This is a genomic window from Cereibacter johrii, from assembly GCF_001720585.1.
GTDB classification, from domain to species: Bacteria; Pseudomonadota; Alphaproteobacteria; order Rhodobacterales; family Rhodobacteraceae; genus Cereibacter_A; species Cereibacter_A johrii.
Map to the genome: position 1 here is coordinate 1 of NZ_MABH01000084.1, position 16,832 is coordinate 16,832.

The 16,832-nt window shown below is 68.5% G+C and carries 15 protein-coding genes; 11 read left to right on the top strand and 4 right to left on the bottom strand.

What is annotated here, in order from left to right:
• A partial coding sequence (locus tag A9O63_RS06690) for a coiled-coil domain-containing protein (protein ID WP_069331240.1) occupies positions 1–1,309 on the bottom strand: 1,309 nt, incomplete at its 3' end.
• 100 nt (positions 1,310–1,409) lie between these two features.
• Entirely contained in the window at positions 1,410–2,330 is a 921-nt protein-coding gene (locus tag A9O63_RS06695; protein WP_069331226.1) for a LysR family transcriptional regulator, read from the bottom strand.
• 207 nt (positions 2,331–2,537) lie between these two features.
• On the opposite strand from A9O63_RS06695, the gene A9O63_RS06700 reads away from it, so the two are divergent.
• The 11 genes from A9O63_RS06700 to A9O63_RS06750 all read left to right on the top strand — a co-directional run bounded on the left by A9O63_RS06700 (position 2,538) and on the right by A9O63_RS06750 (position 14,787).
• Positions 2,538–3,740: an ABC transporter substrate-binding protein gene (locus A9O63_RS06700; RefSeq protein WP_069331227.1), complete on the top strand. Its 1,203-nt coding sequence runs from the start codon at positions 2,538–2,540 to the stop codon at positions 3,738–3,740.
• A gap of 2 nt (positions 3,741–3,742) precedes the next feature.
• A complete protein-coding gene (locus tag A9O63_RS06705) occupies positions 3,743–4,516 on the top strand; it encodes an ABC transporter ATP-binding protein (RefSeq protein ID WP_069331228.1) in 774 nt (257 codons plus the stop codon).
• Positions 4,513–5,211 carry an ABC transporter ATP-binding protein gene (locus A9O63_RS06710; RefSeq protein ID WP_069331229.1) on the top strand — a complete coding sequence of 233 codons (699 nt, stop codon included), beginning with the start codon at positions 4,513–4,515 and terminating at the stop codon, positions 5,209–5,211. The genes A9O63_RS06705 and A9O63_RS06710 overlap by 4 nt, the downstream gene beginning before the upstream one ends.
• A gap of 1 nt (position 5,212) precedes the next feature.
• Positions 5,213–6,100, top strand: a complete 888-nt coding sequence (locus A9O63_RS06715; RefSeq protein ID WP_069331230.1) for a branched-chain amino acid ABC transporter permease — start codon at positions 5,213–5,215, stop codon at positions 6,098–6,100.
• Between the two features lies 1 nt (position 6,101).
• Positions 6,102–7,100, top strand: a complete 999-nt coding sequence (locus A9O63_RS06720; RefSeq protein WP_069331231.1) for a branched-chain amino acid ABC transporter permease — start codon at positions 6,102–6,104, stop codon at positions 7,098–7,100.
• Position 7,101: 1 nt separating this feature from the next.
• A complete protein-coding gene (locus A9O63_RS06725; RefSeq protein ID WP_069331232.1) occupies positions 7,102–8,703 on the top strand; it encodes a GMC family oxidoreductase in 1,602 nt (533 codons plus the stop codon).
• Between the two features lie 68 nt (positions 8,704–8,771).
• Positions 8,772–10,457, top strand: a complete 1,686-nt coding sequence (locus A9O63_RS06730) for a Na/Pi cotransporter family protein (protein ID WP_069331233.1) — start codon at positions 8,772–8,774, stop codon at positions 10,455–10,457.
• Positions 10,458–10,657: 200 nt separating this feature from the next.
• The gene (gene ugpB / locus A9O63_RS06735; protein WP_069331234.1) at positions 10,658–11,953 is read left to right on the top strand and encodes a sn-glycerol-3-phosphate ABC transporter substrate-binding protein UgpB; all 1,296 of its coding nucleotides are present in this window, start codon (positions 10,658–10,660) and stop codon (positions 11,951–11,953) included.
• A 46-nt stretch (positions 11,954–11,999) separates the two neighbouring features.
• Positions 12,000–12,881 (top strand): sn-glycerol-3-phosphate ABC transporter permease UgpA, encoded by an 882-nt coding sequence (gene ugpA, locus A9O63_RS06740; RefSeq protein WP_069331235.1) that lies wholly within the window; start codon positions 12,000–12,002, stop codon positions 12,879–12,881.
• Positions 12,874–13,737, top strand: coding sequence for a sn-glycerol-3-phosphate ABC transporter permease UgpE (gene ugpE, locus A9O63_RS06745; protein WP_069331236.1), 864 nt, complete (start codon positions 12,874–12,876; stop codon positions 13,735–13,737). The genes ugpA and ugpE overlap by 8 nt, the downstream gene beginning before the upstream one ends.
• Entirely contained in the window at positions 13,738–14,787 is a 1,050-nt protein-coding gene (locus A9O63_RS06750; RefSeq protein WP_069331237.1) for a sn-glycerol-3-phosphate import ATP-binding protein UgpC, read from the top strand.
• A gap of 167 nt (positions 14,788–14,954) precedes the next feature.
• Here the strand turns inward: A9O63_RS06750 and A9O63_RS06755 are convergent, their stop codons facing one another.
• Entirely contained in the window at positions 14,955–16,115 is a 1,161-nt protein-coding gene (locus tag A9O63_RS06755; protein WP_069331238.1) for a BatD family protein, read from the bottom strand.
• Positions 16,109–16,705 carry a tetratricopeptide repeat protein gene (locus tag A9O63_RS06760; RefSeq protein WP_069331239.1) on the bottom strand — a complete coding sequence of 199 codons (597 nt, stop codon included), beginning with the start codon at positions 16,703–16,705 and terminating at the stop codon, positions 16,109–16,111. Before A9O63_RS06760 ends, A9O63_RS06755 begins: the two co-directional genes overlap by 7 nt.
• Positions 16,706–16,832 lie beyond the last annotated feature (127 nt).

A 16,832-nucleotide genomic window follows, 5' to 3' on the forward strand; every position in this document is an offset into this window, starting at 1 on the left:
CCCGCGCCTGCCGGGCGGCCTCCGCCGCGGCTTCGGCCTCGACCGCTGCCTGCGCCCGCTGTCCGGTCTCGGTTTCAGCGGCCTCGCGCTGCTCCTTCACGAGGCCCTCCTGGACCCGCAGGACCTCCGCCCTCTGCTGCGCTTCCGCTTCCGCCGTCTCCAGGGCCGCAGACCTCGCCCGCAGCTCTTCCTCGGCCGCTTCCAGCGCCGCCGCGCGGCTCCGCGCCTCGTTCTCGCCCTCGTCGAGCGCCGCGGCCCTTGCCCGGATCTCCTCCTCGGCGGCCGCAAGAGCCGTGGCGCGGGCCTCCACCTCGGCCTGCGCGGCGGCAAGGCTGCGCGACGCTTCGGCCTCGGAGGCGGCGGTTCGGGCTTCGGTCAGAACGCGGTCGCGTTCGGCAGACGCGGCGGCCAGTTGCGCCTCGGACGCAGCCAGTGCCTCCTTGCGCCGGGCCTCCTCCTCCGCCAGCGCCTTGACCGACCGCGCCAGCGCGTCGCGCTGTCCGGACAGCGAGGCCACCTCGCCCTGTTGCCGCGCCACGGCCGCCGCCTCGCTCTCGCGCCGCTCGATCAGGGCGGAGAGATCGCCCTGACGACGGTCGAGCCCGGCGAGCTCCTCTTCGCGCCGCGCCACGGCCTCCACAAGCTGCGCCTGCCGCGCCTCGAGCGCCTTCACCGAAGCCTGCCGGTCGGAGAGCCGCTTCGCCGCCTCGGCATCCCGCGCCGCGAGCGCCGCCAGATCCGCCTCGCGCTGCGCCACGGCCCGGGTCAGGTCCGCGTGCCGCTCGGCAAGCCCATGCAGATCCGCCTCGCGCGCAGCGACGGTCGCGGCAATCCTGCCCAGCCGTGCCCGTGCGTCTTCCGCCTGCCGGCCGAGATCCCGGACCAGTTCGGTGAGCCGCTGCCGTTCGGCCTCGAGCGGCGCATTCCCCGCATCGGTGCGCGCCTTGCCCGCCGGTGCCGCCACCAACCCGACCGGCTGCACCGCCGCCGCCCGGATCCCCTCCTCCAGCCGCAGTTGCTCGCGGCGAAGCTGCGCCAGACGCTTCTCGGCCTGAGCGGTCTCCTCGCGCGTCTCCTGGAGCCGCGTCATCTCGCGCCGTCGCTCGGTGGTCAGCACGGTGATGCGCGCCTCGAGCCCGGCAATCTCTGCCTCGAGCAGGCCCACGATCGAGCGATAGGAGCTTTCCATGGCGCCGCCCGACTCCGGGCCCGGCACCGTGGTCTGGGCCGATTCTGCCCCCGCCATGACCGGCAGGAGCACGAGGGCCCCCAGAATTGGAAATAGATGCTTCAAATGACTCGAGCTCATGGCCGCATCCCGGCATGGCAACAGATTTCAAATAGAATACAACATACTCTTGTCCCGTCGATCCACGCCAATAGGGTCGTCCTTGGACTAAGGTGGTAGATCAATCGCCCTTTCGGGTCGCGCCAGGGTTGAGCATGCTGCGCCCATGGGTGCGTCCGGCCTCGAGAAGGAAGGCCATTACCGAGCGTTCGCGGGGCAGCGGCCGAACGTCGCGGTGGCAGGTCAGCCAGTAGGTTCGGCGCAGAACCACTTCCTGCGGCAGGATCATTTCAAGATCCGGAAACATCCGGCCGATGTAGAAGGGCAGCACGCAGAGCCCCAGCCCGTTCCGCGTCGCGGCGAGCTGGTTGAAGATCGACGAGCTCTTGAAATTGGCGCGGATGCCGGGATGGACCTCGCCCAGATAATCCAGACCCGGGGCGAAGATCATCTCTTCGATGTATCCGATGAAGGGATGTTTCAGCAGATCGTCCCGGGTCAGGATTTCGGGCCGCTCCGCAAGATAGGATTTCGCGGCATAGATATGCAGCGTGTAATCCATGATCCTCTCAGAGTGGTAAGTGCTCGCCTTCGGAGGGTCGAGCGTCACCGTCAGATCCGCCTCGCGCCGCGAGAGCGACATGATCTGCGGCAGCGTGATGAGCTCGAGCGCGATGTTGGGAAACCGCTCGGTGAAGGGGCCGAGCAGCACGCGGCTGAACCAGCTGCCGAAACCCTCGGGCACGGCCATCCGAAGCACCCCGCGCTGGCCCGGCCCGTCGCCCAGCAGTTCGACCTGCATCCGCTCGGTCTCGGCCTCCATCCGCTCCGCCGTCTCGATCAGCCGCCGCCCCACCGGCGTCAGCTCGTAGCCGCGCGGATTGCGCTCGAAGAGCCGCATCCGCAGCGCGGCTTCGAGCCGGTCGATGCGGCGCGAGACGGTGACATGGCTCGTGCGGAGCTGGCGCGCCGCGCGCGACAGCTGCCCCGAGCGCGCCACCGCAAGGAAGAACTGCAGGTCGTCCCATGTGAAATTGCCCATGCGTCACCCTTTGTCTGTCCGAAAATGAACAGATCTTGTTCCGAAATAGCTGCGACAAACTGCTTGAGTCGAGCCCCGAAACGTCTGATCCTTCTTCCAGTGCGCCGGAGTTTGAGGAGACCCGTGCGGCACATTCATGAACAGGACGGACCCTCCCGAACCGCGGCTCGCGGTCCGGGCTGCAACCGTCCCAGGGAGGATGATGGAATGCGGAAAGCCCTTCTTTCTGCGGTGTCGCTGGCGGCCCTGGCCGCGCCTGCGGCAGCCCAGGGGTCGGACGATCTTGTGAAGGTCGGGATCCTGAACGACCAGTCGGGGGGCTATGCGGACTTCGGCGGCAAATACAGCTACGAGGCCGCGCTGATGGCGGTCGAGGATTACGGCGGCTCGGTCCTCGGCAAGAAGGTCGAGGTCGTGACGGCCGACCACCAGAACAAGGCCGACATCGCCTCGAACATCGCGCGTCAGTGGTATGACACCGAGCAGGTCGACGCGATCATGGAGCTGACCACCTCGTCGGTGGCGCTCGCCGTTCAGGCGCTGTCGCAGGAAAAGAAGAAGATCACCATCACCACCGGGGCGGCCACGACCGAGCTGACGGGCAAGCAATGCTCTCCCTACGGCTTCCACTGGGCCTATGACACGCATGCCCTGGCCATCGGCACCGGCGGCGCGCTGGTCGAACAGGGTGGCGACAGCTGGTATTTCCTCACCGCCGACTATGCCTTCGGCTATTCTCTCGAAGAGAATACCGGCGCGGTCGTGAAGGAGAAGGGCGGCCAGGTTCTCGGCGCCGTGCGCCATCCGCTCTCCACCACCGACTTCTCCTCCTTCCTGCTCCAGGCGCAGGCCTCGGGCGCCAAGGTCATCGGCCTCGCCAATGCGGGCCTCGATACGCAGAACGCCATCAAGCAGGCGGGCGAGTTCGGCATCGTGCAGGGCGGCCAGCGGCTTGCGGCGCTTCTCTTCACGCTGGCCGAGGTCCACGGGCTCGGCGTCGAGTCGGCGCAGGGCCTGACGCTGACCGAGAGCTTCTACTGGAACCGCAACGAGGAATCGGCCGAGTTCGGCAAGCGGTTCATGGAGCGGACCGGCGCGATGCCGAACATGATCCATGCAGGCACCTACTCGGCCGTGCTCTCCTATCTCAAGGCGGTCGAGGCCGCGGGCTCCGACGAGACCGAGGCCGTTTCGGCCAAGCTGCACGAGCTGCCGGTCGAGGATGTCTTCGCCAAGGGCGGCAAGGTCGCACCCAACGGGCGCATGATCTCGGACGTCTATCTGCTCGAGGTGAAGAAGCCCGGCGAGAGCGACGTGCCGTGGGACTATTACAACGTCCTCGCCACCATCCCCGGCGATCAGGCCTATCTCGACCCGGCCCAGAGCGGCTGCCCGCTCGTCACGAACTGACGATGGCGCCGGTCGCAGACCACGAGCCGCGGGTGGTGCTGTCCGCCCGCGGCCTCGGCAAGGATTTCGGCGGCTTCACGGCCGTCAACAATGTGGATCTCGATGTCCATCACGCGCGGATCCATGCGCTGATCGGGCCGAACGGGGCAGGAAAGACAACCGTCTTCAACCTGTTGACGAAGTTTCTTCAACCGAGCCGCGGCAAGATCACCCTGCTCGGCACGGACATCACCCGCACGCGCCCCGACAAGGTGGCGCGGATGGGGATGGTGCGCTCGTTCCAGATCTCGGCGGTCTTTCCGCATCTGACGGTGCTCGAGAATGTGCGCGTGGCGCTCCAGCGCCCGGCCGAGCTCGCGGTGCAGTTCTGGCGGCCGCTTTCGGCGCTCGACCGGCTGAACGGCCGGGCCGAGGTGCTGATCGACGAGCTGGGGCTCACCTCCTACCGCGACACGCGCGCGGCCGATCTCTCCTACGGGCGCAAGCGCGTGCTGGAGATCGCCACCACCCTCGCCCTCGATCCCGAGGTCCTGCTTCTGGACGAGCCGATGGCCGGCATGGGCCAGGAGGATGTGCAGATGGTGGCGGGCATCATCCGCGAGGTGGCCCGCCACCGGGCGGTGCTGATGGTCGAGCACAATCTGAACGTCGTCGCCGACATCTGCCATCAGGTCACGGTGCTGCAGCGGGGCGAGATCCTCGCCCACGGCGACTATGCCACCGTGAGCACCGATCCGCGCGTGCGCACGGCCTACATGGGAACGGAGGACGCATGACGCTCCTGGAGGTCACCGGCCTTCACGCCTGGTATGGCGAGAGCCACATCCTGCACGGGGTCGACCTGTTCGTCGAGGAAGGCGAGACGATCTGCATCCTCGGCCGCAACGGAATGGGCAAGACCACGACGCTGCGCACGATCATGGGGATCCTGAGGAAGCGCACCGGGGCGATCCGGTTCGCGGGCAAGGACATGATGGACGTGCCGCTCCATCGCACCGCCCGCGAGGGTCTGGGCTTCGTGCCCGAGGAACGGGGCATCTTCGCCACGCTGTCGGTCGAGGAGAATCTGATACTGCCTCCGGTGGTCGCCAAAGGCGGCATGTCGGTGGGCGAGATCTACGAGCTGTTTCCGAACCTCAGGGAGCGGCGCTCGAGCCCCGGCACCAAGCTTTCGGGCGGCGAGCAGCAGATGCTCGCCATGGCGCGGATCCTGCGCACCGGCGCGCGCTGCCTGCTGCTGGACGAGCCAACCGAGGGTCTCGCCCCGGTCATCATCCAGCGCATCGGCGAGGTGCTGATCGAGCTGCGCGACCGCGGCATGACCGTGGTGCTGGTCGAGCAGAATTTCCGCTTCGCCTCGAAGGTTGCGGATCGTTTCTACCTCATGGACCACGGACGGATGGTGGCGGATTTCCCGGTCGAGGAGCTGCCCGCGAACATGCCGATGCTGAATTCGGTGCTGGGGGTGTGAGATGATGACGATCTTCGGCATTCCGACGGCGGCCCTCTTCGGCCAGCTGCTCGTGGGCCTCATCAACGGCTCGTTCTACGCGCTCCTGTCGCTGGGGCTCGCGGTGATCTTCGGCCTCCTCAGGGTCATCAACTTCGCCCATGGCGCGCAATATATGGCCGGCGCCTTCGCGGCGCTCCTCCTGCTCACCCAGACCGGCATCGGCTACTGGCCCGCACTGATCCTCGCCCCGCTCATCGTGGGTCTGGGCGGCGCGCTGATCGAGCGCACCATGCTCTCGCGGCTCTACAAGCTCGACCCGCTCTACGGGCTTCTCTTCACCTTCGGCCTTGCCCTGACGCTCGAGGGCACGTTCCGCTGGTTCTTCGGCACCTCGGGCCAGCCCTATGCGCCGCCGGCCGCGCTGACCGGCGCGGTCAATCTCGGCTTCATGTTCCTGCCGGTCTATCGCGGCTGGGTGGTGGTGGCCTCGCTTGCCGTCTGCCTCGGCGTCTGGCTCCTGATCGAGAAGACGAAGCTCGGCGCCTATCTGCGGGCCGCGACGGAAAATCCGGTGCTGGTCCAGAGCTTCGGGGTCAATGTGCCGCTGCTTCTGACCTTCACCTACGGGCTCGGCGCGGCGCTCGCGGGCTTTGCGGGCGTGCTTGCCGCGCCGGTCTATCAGGTCTCGCCGCTGATGGGGTCGAACCTCATCATCGTCGTCTTCGCGGTCGTGGTGGTGGGCGGCATGGGCTCGATCCTCGGCGCGATCGTGACCGGCTATCTGCTCGGCATCGCCGAGGGGCTCACCAAGGTCTTCTATCCCGAGGCCTCGAACATCGTGATCTTCGTCATCATGGCGATCGTCCTGATCCTGCGGCCTGCGGGACTCTTCGGAAAGGATGCGTGACATGGCGCGCGGTTCTGCATCTCCGGCCGCCCCGGCGGTCGTCGCCCATCCTCGGGCCGGTACGCTCAAGCTCGTGCTGCTCCTGATCGCCGCCGCGGCGCTGGTCGCGGCCCCCTTCTTCCTCTATCCGATCTTCCTGATGAAGCTTCTGTGCTTCGCCCTGTTCGCGGCCGCCTTCAACCTGCTTCTGGGCTACACGGGCCTTCTGTCCTTCGGCCATGCCACCTTCTTCGGCGGCTCGGCCTATTTCACCGCCCATGCGGTCAAGGTCTGGGGCTGGCCGCCCGAGTTCGGCATCCTTCTGGGCGTGGCGGGCGCGGCGGCCTTGGGGCTCCTGATGGGGGTCATCGCGATCCGGCGGCAGGGGATCTACTTCGCCATGATCACGCTCGCCCTCAGCCAGATGTTCTTCTTCTTCTGCCTGCAGGCGGCCTTCACCCATGGCGAGGACGGCATCCAGTCGGTCCCGCGCGGCCATCTCTTCGGCGTCATCGACCTCGCGAACGCGACCAACATGTATTTCTTCGTGCTGGGCACCTTCACGCTGGGGATGCTCGCCATCTGGCGCTTCGTGAATTCGCCCTTCGGCATGATCCTGAAGGCGATCCGCGAGAACGAACCTCGTGCGATCTCGCTCGGCTACTCGGTCGCGGAATACAAGCTCGGCGCCTTCGTGATGTCGGCCGCGCTGGCGGGCCTTGCGGGCGGGGTCAAGGCGCTGGTCTTCCAGTTCGCCACCCTCACCGATGTGGGCTGGCAGATGTCGGGCGAGGTCATCCTGATGACGCTCCTCGGCGGCATCGGCACGCTGGTGGGGCCGGTCGTGGGCTCGGCGCTGGTGGTGACGCTGCAGAACTACCTCGCCACCTCGCAATTCCCGGTCACGATCATCACCGGCCTCGTCTTCATGGCCTGCGTGCTGCTCTTCCGCCGCGGGATCGTCGGCGAGTTCTACGCCTCGCGCCTCGGCCGCAGGCTCGGCTTCCGGTCGGAGAGCTGAGATGGAGGCAGATTACATCATCGTGGGGGCGGGCAGCGCGGGCTGCGTGCTGGCCAACCGCCTCTCGAAAGACCCCTCGAACCGTGTGCTGCTGATCGAGGCGGGCAAGCGCGACAATTACCACTGGGTGCATATCCCGGTGGGCTATCTCTACTGCATCAACAACCCCCGCACCGACTGGTGCTTCACCACCGAACCCGAGGAAGGGCTCGAGGGGCGCAGCCTCATCTATCCCCGCGGCAAGGTGCTCGGCGGCTGTTCCTCGATCAACGGCATGATCTACATGCGCGGTCAGGCCGAGGATTACGACGGCTGGCGCCAGATGGGCTGCACCGGCTGGGGCTGGGACGATGTGCTGCCGCTCTTCCGCCGCCAGCAGGACCATCACCGCGGCGAAAGCGAGCATCACGGCGCAGGCGGCGAATGGCGGGTCGAGCGGGCGCGGGTCCGCTGGGCGGTGCTCGACGCTTTCCTCGATGCGGCCGAGCAGGCGGGCATCCCGCGGACCGAGGATTTCAACCGCGGTTCGAACGAGGGCGGCGGCTATTTCGACGTGAACCAGCGGTCCGGCATCCGCTGGAACACGGCCAAGGCCTTCCTGAAGCCCGCCCTCTCCCGCCCGAACCTGCGCGTCGTGACCGAGGCGCAGGTCGAGCGGCTGATCGTCGAGGCGGGCGAGGTGCGGGGCGTGCTCTACCGGCAGGGCGGCGCCCTGCACGAGGCGCGGGCGCGGCGCGAGACGGTGCTCTCGGCGGGCGCCATCGGCTCGCCGCACATTCTGGAGCTTTCGGGCATCGGCGATCCCGAGGTGCTGCGCGCGGCGGGTGTCGAGCCGCAGGTCGCCGTGCCGGGCGTGGGCGCGAACCTGCAGGATCACCTGCAGCTCCGCCTCGTCTTCAAGGTGCGGGGCGTGCCCACGCTGAACGAGAAGGCCACGAGCCTGTTCGGCCGCGCCGCGATCGGGGCGGAATATCTTTTGCGCCGCTCGGGGCCGATGTCGATGGCGCCGAGCCAGGTCGGGATCTTCACCCGCTCGGGTCCCGAGAAGGCCACGCCCGACCTCGAGTTCCATGTCCAGCCGGTCTCGCTCGACAAGTTCGGCGACAAGGTCCACCCCTTCCCCGGCATGACGGCGAGCGTCTGCAACCTGCGCCCGGAAAGCCGCGGCAGCGTGCATCTGAAAAGCCCCGATCCCGCGCGCCAGCCCGCCATCGCGCCGCACTACCTTTCGACGGAGGGCGACCGCGAGGTGGCGGTGCGCTCGATCCAGCTCGCGCGCCATATCGCGTCGCAGCCCGCCTTCGCCCGGTTTCACCCCGAGGAATACCGCCCGGGGCCCGAGCACGAGACCCGCGAGGCGCTGGTGGCCGCCGCGGGCCGCATCGGCACGACGATCTTCCACCCCGTCGGCACCTGCCGGATGGGATCGGATCCGGCGAGCGTCGTGGATCCGCGGCTGAAGTTCCGCGCGCTGGGCGGGCTCAGGATCGCGGATGCGTCGATCATGCCGGCCATCACCTCGGGAAACACCAACTCGCCCACCCTCATGATTGCCGAGAAGGCCGCCGAGATGATCCTCGAGGATGCCCGGCAGAGGGCCTGAGGAGGGACGTTTCCGGGGAACCTTCGGGGGCTGCGCCTGTTGAGGTCGTCAGTGTCCGGGTGAGCCCATTGCCGCCGACCGTCCAGTTCATCGATCTTCTTGCTGCGGCCGCGCTGCTGCTCTGGGGCCTGCGGCTGATCCGCACCGGCGTCATGCGCGCCTTCGGCGCCACTCTGCGCCAATGGATCTCGCGCGCCACCAACAACCGGGTCGTGGCGGCGCTCTGGGGCCTGCTCGCGACGCTCGGCCTGCAGTCGAGCACGGCCACGGCGGTCATCACCGGCTCCTTTGCCGCCCGCGGCATCATGACGGCGCCCATGGCGCAGGCGGTCATGCTCGGGGCGAACCTCGGCACCGCGACGGTGGCGGCCCTTCTGTCGGTCGATGTTCACTGGATGGCGAGCCTCTGCATCCTCGCGGGCGTCGTGGGCTTCTCGATGGCGCGTGCCACCCGCGGCCGCGGCATCGGGCGGGCACTGCTGGGCCTCGGGCTCATGCTGCTCGCGCTGCGGCTGATGGGCGAGGTGACGGCGCCGCTCCAGCATTCCCACACGCTCGCGCTGGTGATCGCGGGCCTCGGCGAGGCGCCGCTGGTGGCGGCTCTCCTGGCCGCGGGCCTCGCCGTCCTCAGCGCCTCCTCGCTCGCCGTCGTGCTCCTCGTCATGGTGCTGGCCGGCGGCGGCCTCATCGAGACGGTGCCGGCCCTCGCCCTCGTGGCGGGCGCGAATGTCGGCGGCGCGGTGACGCCCTGGCTCGCCGTGGCGGCCGAGGGGCCGGCGGCGCGGCGGATCACGCTCGGCAACCTCGCGGTGCGGATCGCGGGCGCCGCGCTCGTGCTGCTTCTGGCCGCGCCTCTGGCGGATCTTCTGGACGAGGCCGTCGCCGATCACGGCCAGCGGGTCATCGCGGCTCATCTCGCCTTCAGCGCGGCGCTCCTCCTTCTGTTCCTGCCTCTCGTGGGGCCGCTCTGCCGCCTCGTCGAGCGGTTCCTGCCCGATCCGCCCGAGGGCCGGCGCGGTGCGGCCTTCCTCGACGAGAGCCTGCTCGACACGCCCGCCATGGCGCTGGCCGTCGCCGCGCGCGAGACGCTGCGGGTGGGCGACATCGTGGGCGAGATGCTCGGGCGCAGCCGGCAGGCGCTGCTGGCCAACGACGAATTTGCAGCGCAGGAAGTCTCGCAACTCGAGCCCGACATCGACCGGCTGACCGAGGCGATCAAGCTCTATATCACCCGCCTGTCGCGCGCCGAACTGGACGAGGACGACGTGCGGCGGGCGAACGAGATCACGTCCTTCGCCATCAATCTCGAACATATGGGCGACATCATCGAGACCGGGCTCGCGGATGCGGCGCTGAAGAAGATCCGCAAGCGCCTCGCCTTTTCGCCGGAGGGGGGCGCGGAACTGGCCGAGGTGCACGAGCGCACGGTGGCGAACCTGCGGCTCGCGCAGGCCGTGTTCCTCGGGCGCGATGCCGACCTCGCCCGGCAGCTCGTCGAGTCGAAGATCGAGATCCGGCGGCTCGAGGCGCTGTCCTCCGAGCGCCACCTCGGCCGGCTGCGGGCCGAGCGGCCCGAGGCGATGGAGACGAGCACCATCCATCTCGATCTGCTGCGCGACCTCAAGCGCCTGAACGCCCATCTCACCTCGGTGGCCCACCCCATCCTGACCGAGATCGGCGCGCTCCGCGAAAGCCGGATGCGCAGCCTGAGCCCCGGCCGCAACCTGACCGAGCCCGTCGGCCCCGAACGTTAACGCTGGGGAAGGGAGCCCAAGCGAACTTTAGCGACTTGCGAAAAAGGGCGAAACGTCGGACGCTTCGCTGCATCGAGGACGGTCGCGCGACGACCGGCGCGGGAGAGGAGGCCCGCCCCGGTCAGGGAGAATGTCGCACCACCGTCATAGGGGCCCGCTATGCCGCACGGCATCCGGCCATCCAGAAGGGAGAGAAGCCCATGAAACGTCGCACATTCCTCACCGCCACGGCGCTCGCGCTGATCGTGCAGGCGGGTGCCGCCGCAGCCCAGACCGAGATCAGCTGGTGGCACGCCATGACGGGCGCCAATGCGGAAGTGGTCGAGAAGATCGCTGCGGACTTCAACGCGAGCCAGTCGGACTACAAGGTGACGCCGGTCTTCAAGGGCACCTACCCCGAGACGCTGAACGCCGGCATCGCCGCTTTCCGCGCGGGTCAGGCCCCGGACATCATCCAGGTCTTCGACGTGGGCACCGGCGTCATGATGGCGGCCGAGGGCGCGGTCAAGCCGGTGGCCGAGGTGCTGGGCGACAGTTTCGACAAGTCGGCCTACCTGCCGGGGATCGTGGCCTATTATTCCAAGCCGGACGGCACGATGCTGTCCTTCCCCTACAACTCGTCCTCGCCGATCCTCTATTACAACAAGGACATCTTCGAGAAGGCGGGCCTCGATGCAGCCACCCCGCCCAAGACCTGGACCGAGGTCTGGGACATGGCGAAGAAGATCAAGGAGAGCGGCGCCGCCCCCTGCGGCTACACCTCGACCTGGCTCACCTGGATCCATACCGAGAATTTCGCGGCCTGGAACGACGTGTCCTTCGCCACGAACGAGAACGGGCTGGCCGACGTGAATGCCGAGCTGAAGATCAACGATCCGATCTTCGTCAACCACTTCCAGGCGCTGGCCGATCTCGCCAAGGACGGCACCTTCAAATATGGCGGCCGCACGTCGGAGGCCAAGCAGGTCTTCCTTGCCGGCGAATGCGGGATCTTCACCGAAAGCTCGGGCGGGCTCGGCGACATCGTGAAATCGGGCATGAACTACGGCATCGGCCAGCTGCCCTATGACGAGGCAGGCAACGGGCCGCAGAACACGGTGCCGGGCGGCGCGAGCCTTTGGGTGATGGGCGGCAAGTCGGACGAGACCTATGAGGGCGTCGCCGCCTTCTTCACCTATCTCTCCCGGACCGACGTGCAGGAATATCTGCACCAGACCTCGGGTTATCTGCCGGTGACGATGGAGGCCTACGAGGCCACCAAGGCCTCGGGCTTCTACGAGAAGAACCCGGGCCGCGAGGTGCCGATCACCCAGATGATGGGCAAGGAGCCGACCGCGAACTCCAAGGGTGTGCGCCTCGTGAACCTGCCGCAGGTGCGCGACATCGAGAACGAGGAGTTCGAGAAGATGCTCGCCGGCGAGCAGACCGCACAGGAGGCGCTCGACGCCGCCGTCTCGCGCGGGAACGAGGCGATCCGCCAGGCCATCGGCGGCTGACGGACATGAGGCCGCCCGGGTTTCGGCCCGGGCGGCCCCGAAGCCCATGCATCGCGCGCATTTCCCCCACCGCCTGCTTCCGTGGCTGCTGGTCGCTCCGCAGCTCCTGATCTCGGCCGTCTTCTTCTACTGGCCCGCAGGTCAGGCCCTCTGGCAATCGATGCTGCGCGAGGATGCCTTCGGGCTGAAATCCACCTTCGTGGGCTTCGCCAACTTCCGTCGCGTCCTGTCCGATCCCGCCTGGCTCAATGCGATCCAGGTGACGGCGGTCTTCTCGCTGCTCACCGCCTTCTTCTCGATGGCGATCGCACTCTTTCTCGCCGTGCAGGCCGAGAAGGTCGTGCGTGGCCGCGCCTTCTACCGCACCCTGATGATCTGGCCCTATGCGGTGGCCCCCGCCATTGCCGGGATGCTCTGGCTCTTCATGTTCAACCCCTCCTTCGGCACGCTCGCCTGGCCCCTGCGCCAGCTCGGCATCCGCTGGGATCCGCTGCTCGACGGCGAACAGGCCATGACGCTGGTGGTGGCGGCCGCAAGCTGGAAGCAGATCAGCTACAATTTCCTGTTCTTTGTTGCAGGCTTACAGGCCATTCCTCGCTCATTGCTCGAGGCCGCGGCCATCGACGGCGCCAGCGCGCGGCGGAGGTTCTGGACCATCACCTTCCCGCTCCTCGCGCCCACGACCTTCTTCCTGCTGGTGGTGAACTCGGTCTATGCGCTCTTCGACACGTTCGGGATCATCCATGCCGTCACGGGCGGCGGCCCCGGCAAATCGACCGAGACGCTGGTCTACAAGGTCTATAACGACGGCTTCGTGAACCTGCGCTTCGGCGATTCCGCGGCGCAGTCGGTCATCCTCATGGGGATCGTGATCGCCCTGACCGCCTTCCAGTTCAAATATATCGAGCGGAAAGTCCATTATGGCTGAGCACGAGATGATCGGCACCTCGCGCCAGAGCCGGATCATGGCGCATTTCCTGCTGGTGATCGGGGTCATCGTGGTGGCCTTCCCGATCTGGTATGTCTTCGTGGCCTCGACCCACCCGCTCCAGCAGATCCTGCGCCCGCCGCTGCCGCTGCTGCCCGGCGCCGAGGGGCCCTCGAACTACGCCCGCGCGCTGTCGGGCGACATCGGGCGCATCGGCGGCGTGGGCGTGGACAGGCTCCTTCTCAACACGGCCGTCGTGGCCTTCGGCATCGCCGTGGGCAAGATCGTGATCTCGATGGCCTCGGCCTATGCCATTGTCTTCTTCCGCTTCCCGCTGCGCATGGTCTGCTTCTGGATGATCTTCATCACCCTGATGCTGCCGGTCGAGGTGCGGATCCTGCCCACCTACAAGGTGATGGTGGACCTGCACCTGATCGACACCTACGCGGGCCTCATCCTGCCGCTGGTGGCCTCCGCCACGGGGACGCTGCTCTTCCGGCAGTTCTTCATGACGATCCCGAACGAGCTGATGGAGGCCGCGCGCGTCGATGGCGCAGGCCCCTGGCGCTTCTTCAAGGACATCCTGCTGCCGCTCTCGGCCACCAACATCGCGGCGCTGTTCGTGATCCTCTTCATCTACGGATGGACGCAGTATCTCTGGCCGCTCCTCGTGACCAACTCGAACTCGATGAACACCATCGTGATCGCCCTGAGAAAGATGATCTCCTTCGCCGATGCCGATACGCCCTGGGACCTCGTGATGGTCACCTGCGTGCTGGCCATCCTGCCGCCGATCCTCGTGGTCGTGCTGATGCAGCGGTGGTTCGTGAAGGGACTTGTGGAGACGGAGAAGTAAGTGGCGGAAATCTCGCTGAGGGACGTGCGCAAGAGCTATTCGGGGCTCGAGGTGATCCACGGGGTCGATCTCGAGATCGCGGACGGCGAGTTCGTGGTGATCGTGGGCCCCTCGGGCTGCGGCAAGAGCACGCTTCTGCGCATGGTAGCCGGGCTCGAGGAGATCACCGCGGGCGAGATCGCCATCGGCGGCCGCGTGGTCAACCGGCTCGAGCCGCGCGAGCGCGACATCGCGATGGTGTTCCAGAATTACGCGCTCTACCCGCATATGACGGTGCGCGAGAACATGGCCTATGGCCTCAGGATCGCGAAGCTCTCCAAGGCCGAGATCGAGGAGCGGGTGGCGCGCTCGGCCAAGATGCTGGAGCTGGGCCAGCTTCTCGACCGCAAGCCGCGCCAGCTCTCGGGCGGGCAGCGCCAGCGGGTGGCGATGGGGCGGGCGCTGGTGCGCAACCCGGCGGCCTTCTTGCTGGATGAGCCGCTCTCGAACCTCGACGCGAAGCTGCGGGTGCAGATGCGTTTGCAGATCAAGGAGTTGCAGCGCACTGTTCGCACCACCTCGATCTATGTCACCCACGATCAGGTCGAGGCGATGACGCTGGCCGACCGGCTCGTGGTGATGAATGCGGGCGTGGCCGAGCAGATCGCCACGCCGGCCGAGATCTACGACCGGCCCGCCACCACCTTCGTGGCGGGGTTCATCGGCTCTCCGGCGATGAACATGCTGCCCGCCCGAGGCCTTGGCGACGCGCTGGAGGTGGCGGGGCAGCGTCTCGCCGTGCCCGCGCCGGCGGGACGCGATCTGATCCTCGGCATCCGGCCCGAGCATCTCCATCCTGCGGGCCCCGAAGAGCCGGGCTTCGAGCTCCATGTGCAGGCGGTCGAATGGCTGGGGGCGGACGCCTTCGCCCATGGAAGTCTGGCAGACGGCACCGACCTCGTGCTGCGGACCCCGGGCAAGGCGCCGGTGCGCGAGCGCGACCGGCTGAAGGTCGCCCCCGATGCGGCGGCCCTGCATCTCTTCGATGCGGGAACCGGCAGGCGGCTCTGAGCCCCCTCACCGCAGGCAAGCGGCGCTCCAGCCACGAGGCCGGTCCTGCGCGGCGCCAGACCGTATCCCCGAGCGCCTCCGTCAGGTGCGCCAGCGCGACCTTCGCATCTGCGACCGGCGGCAGCGCCCCGTGTCTTCGGGCATCGCAGGGGCGCGCGCGGCCCGGCCTAGTCCTTCCGACGCAGGGCCCTCAGGAAGGCGCGGGGGTCGAAGGGCTGTGGCGGCGGGCCATAGATCGCCCGCTCGAGCGCGGCGCGCGCCGCAGGCCTGTCTTGCGCCTCCTCCTCGGTCGCCCGGCGCAGCGCCAGCAGGTCGCCCGCCCGTGCCGCGCGCCAGATCTGCCAGCGCCGTAACGGCGAGCGCCGCCGCGCGAGCCGTCCAAGCGCCGCGGCCGTCGGCCGGTGGCCTGCCACGAGGAGCGCCGTTCCCGCGCCGAGCCCTGCCAGACCGGCTGCCAGCCCTCCCCAGAGGCTCGCCGGCGTGATCGCGATGCCGGCCGACTGCGAGGCGGCGAAGCTCGCATAGCCGATGGGGAGCGCGGGGATCTCGGCCGCCTCCACCCTCCGCGTCACCGTGTTGAAATAGGGGATCGGCACGGCGGGCAGCACGCCGGGCTCGCCGGTCTCGGGGCGGAACTGCCAGCTCCAGACCACCCGCGCCACGGGGCCGTCCGGCGTCAGCTCCAGCGACCGCTCGACCGGAGCCGCGAAGGCGATGAGCCAGTTCTCCGAGACGACGGGCCGCGGCGGCAGCATCGCGGGCAGCGCCCCCACCGCCGTCACCGTCACGCGCCGCGTCACGGTCTCGCCGTCCCTGAGCCGGGCGGGATCGGTGCTGAGCTCGTCCGTCACCTTCAGCTCGGACGCGGCGAAGCGCCAGCCGTGCGGGCTGTGGAAGGGCGGATCGTCGGGCATGGGCGCCACGGACAGGTCGAGCGGATGGGAGGCGATGGTTTCCGCCTTCCCGCCCGCGCCGACGAAGGTCAGCCGATGCTCGGCGGGCCCGAAGCGGGACGAGCCGGAATGTTTGGGAAAGAGCGCGAGCCTGCGTTCGACCACCAGCCGCTGGCGGCCGTCGATGCGCTCCTCGTGCCAGTCGTCCTTGGCGAGCTGCACCCAGTCGAAGCTGTCGCCGGGCCGGATCGTCATCTCCTCGAGCGTCACCTTGCGGTCATAGATGCCGCGCACCGTCACCGGCACCATCTCGCCCGCGACCACGCTGTCGGCGCGGGGGAAGGCCAGGATCTCGAGCCGCCGCTCGGGCGTCTGGGCCCCGGCCGCCGTGGCCGCGAGAAGCAGGAGAGCCGCGAAGGCCGCATGGATCACCATGGATCGCCCTCCTCCGGCGGGGTGAAACCCAGGGACAGGCGCCGGGTATATTCGTCCGAGAGCCTGAGCCGCAGGAACTCGCCCGGATCGTCGGGCAGCGTGGCGAGCCAGGCGTCGTCGGCGACCCGCCGCCCCGGGCCGAGCGGCGGCGAGTCGGCCGAGAACCGCTCGGTCGGCGGCCCCTCGGGCGGGACCACCACCTGCACGGCGATCCGGCCGGCCTCGTCGCCCTGCCCCACCACGGGATCGTAGAGCCCGGCCACCCTGTCGCGGTTCTCGCGCGCCTCGCTGTCGGCGGGATTGGCGAAGAGCACCGCATCGAAATAGGCCTCGGCGAGCGGATAGTTCCCGAGCGCGGCGAGGCTCAGGCCGCGGTTGTAGGTGACGGCGCGACCCGCCTCGGCGAAGGCCGCATCGGCCTCGACAAAGCGGCGCGCCTGATAAAGGGCGACGCCCCGGATCGCGGGCTCGGTCGCGAAGGTGGCGGCCAGCCCCGGCAGGCCCGCGAGCAGCGCGAGCTTGGCCCAGGCGGCCGGTCCGCCGAGGCCCACGGCGGCCAGCGCCGCAAGGGCAAGCAGCCCCCGGCGCATCAGCGGCCCCCCGAGAGCGGTCGGCGGAACAGCAACAGCGCCGGAAGCGCCGCGAGGAGGAGAAGCCAGCGGCCCAGATCCTCGAAGAGCGCAGGCCCTTCGGCCGAGCGGGCGAGCGCGCGGTTGC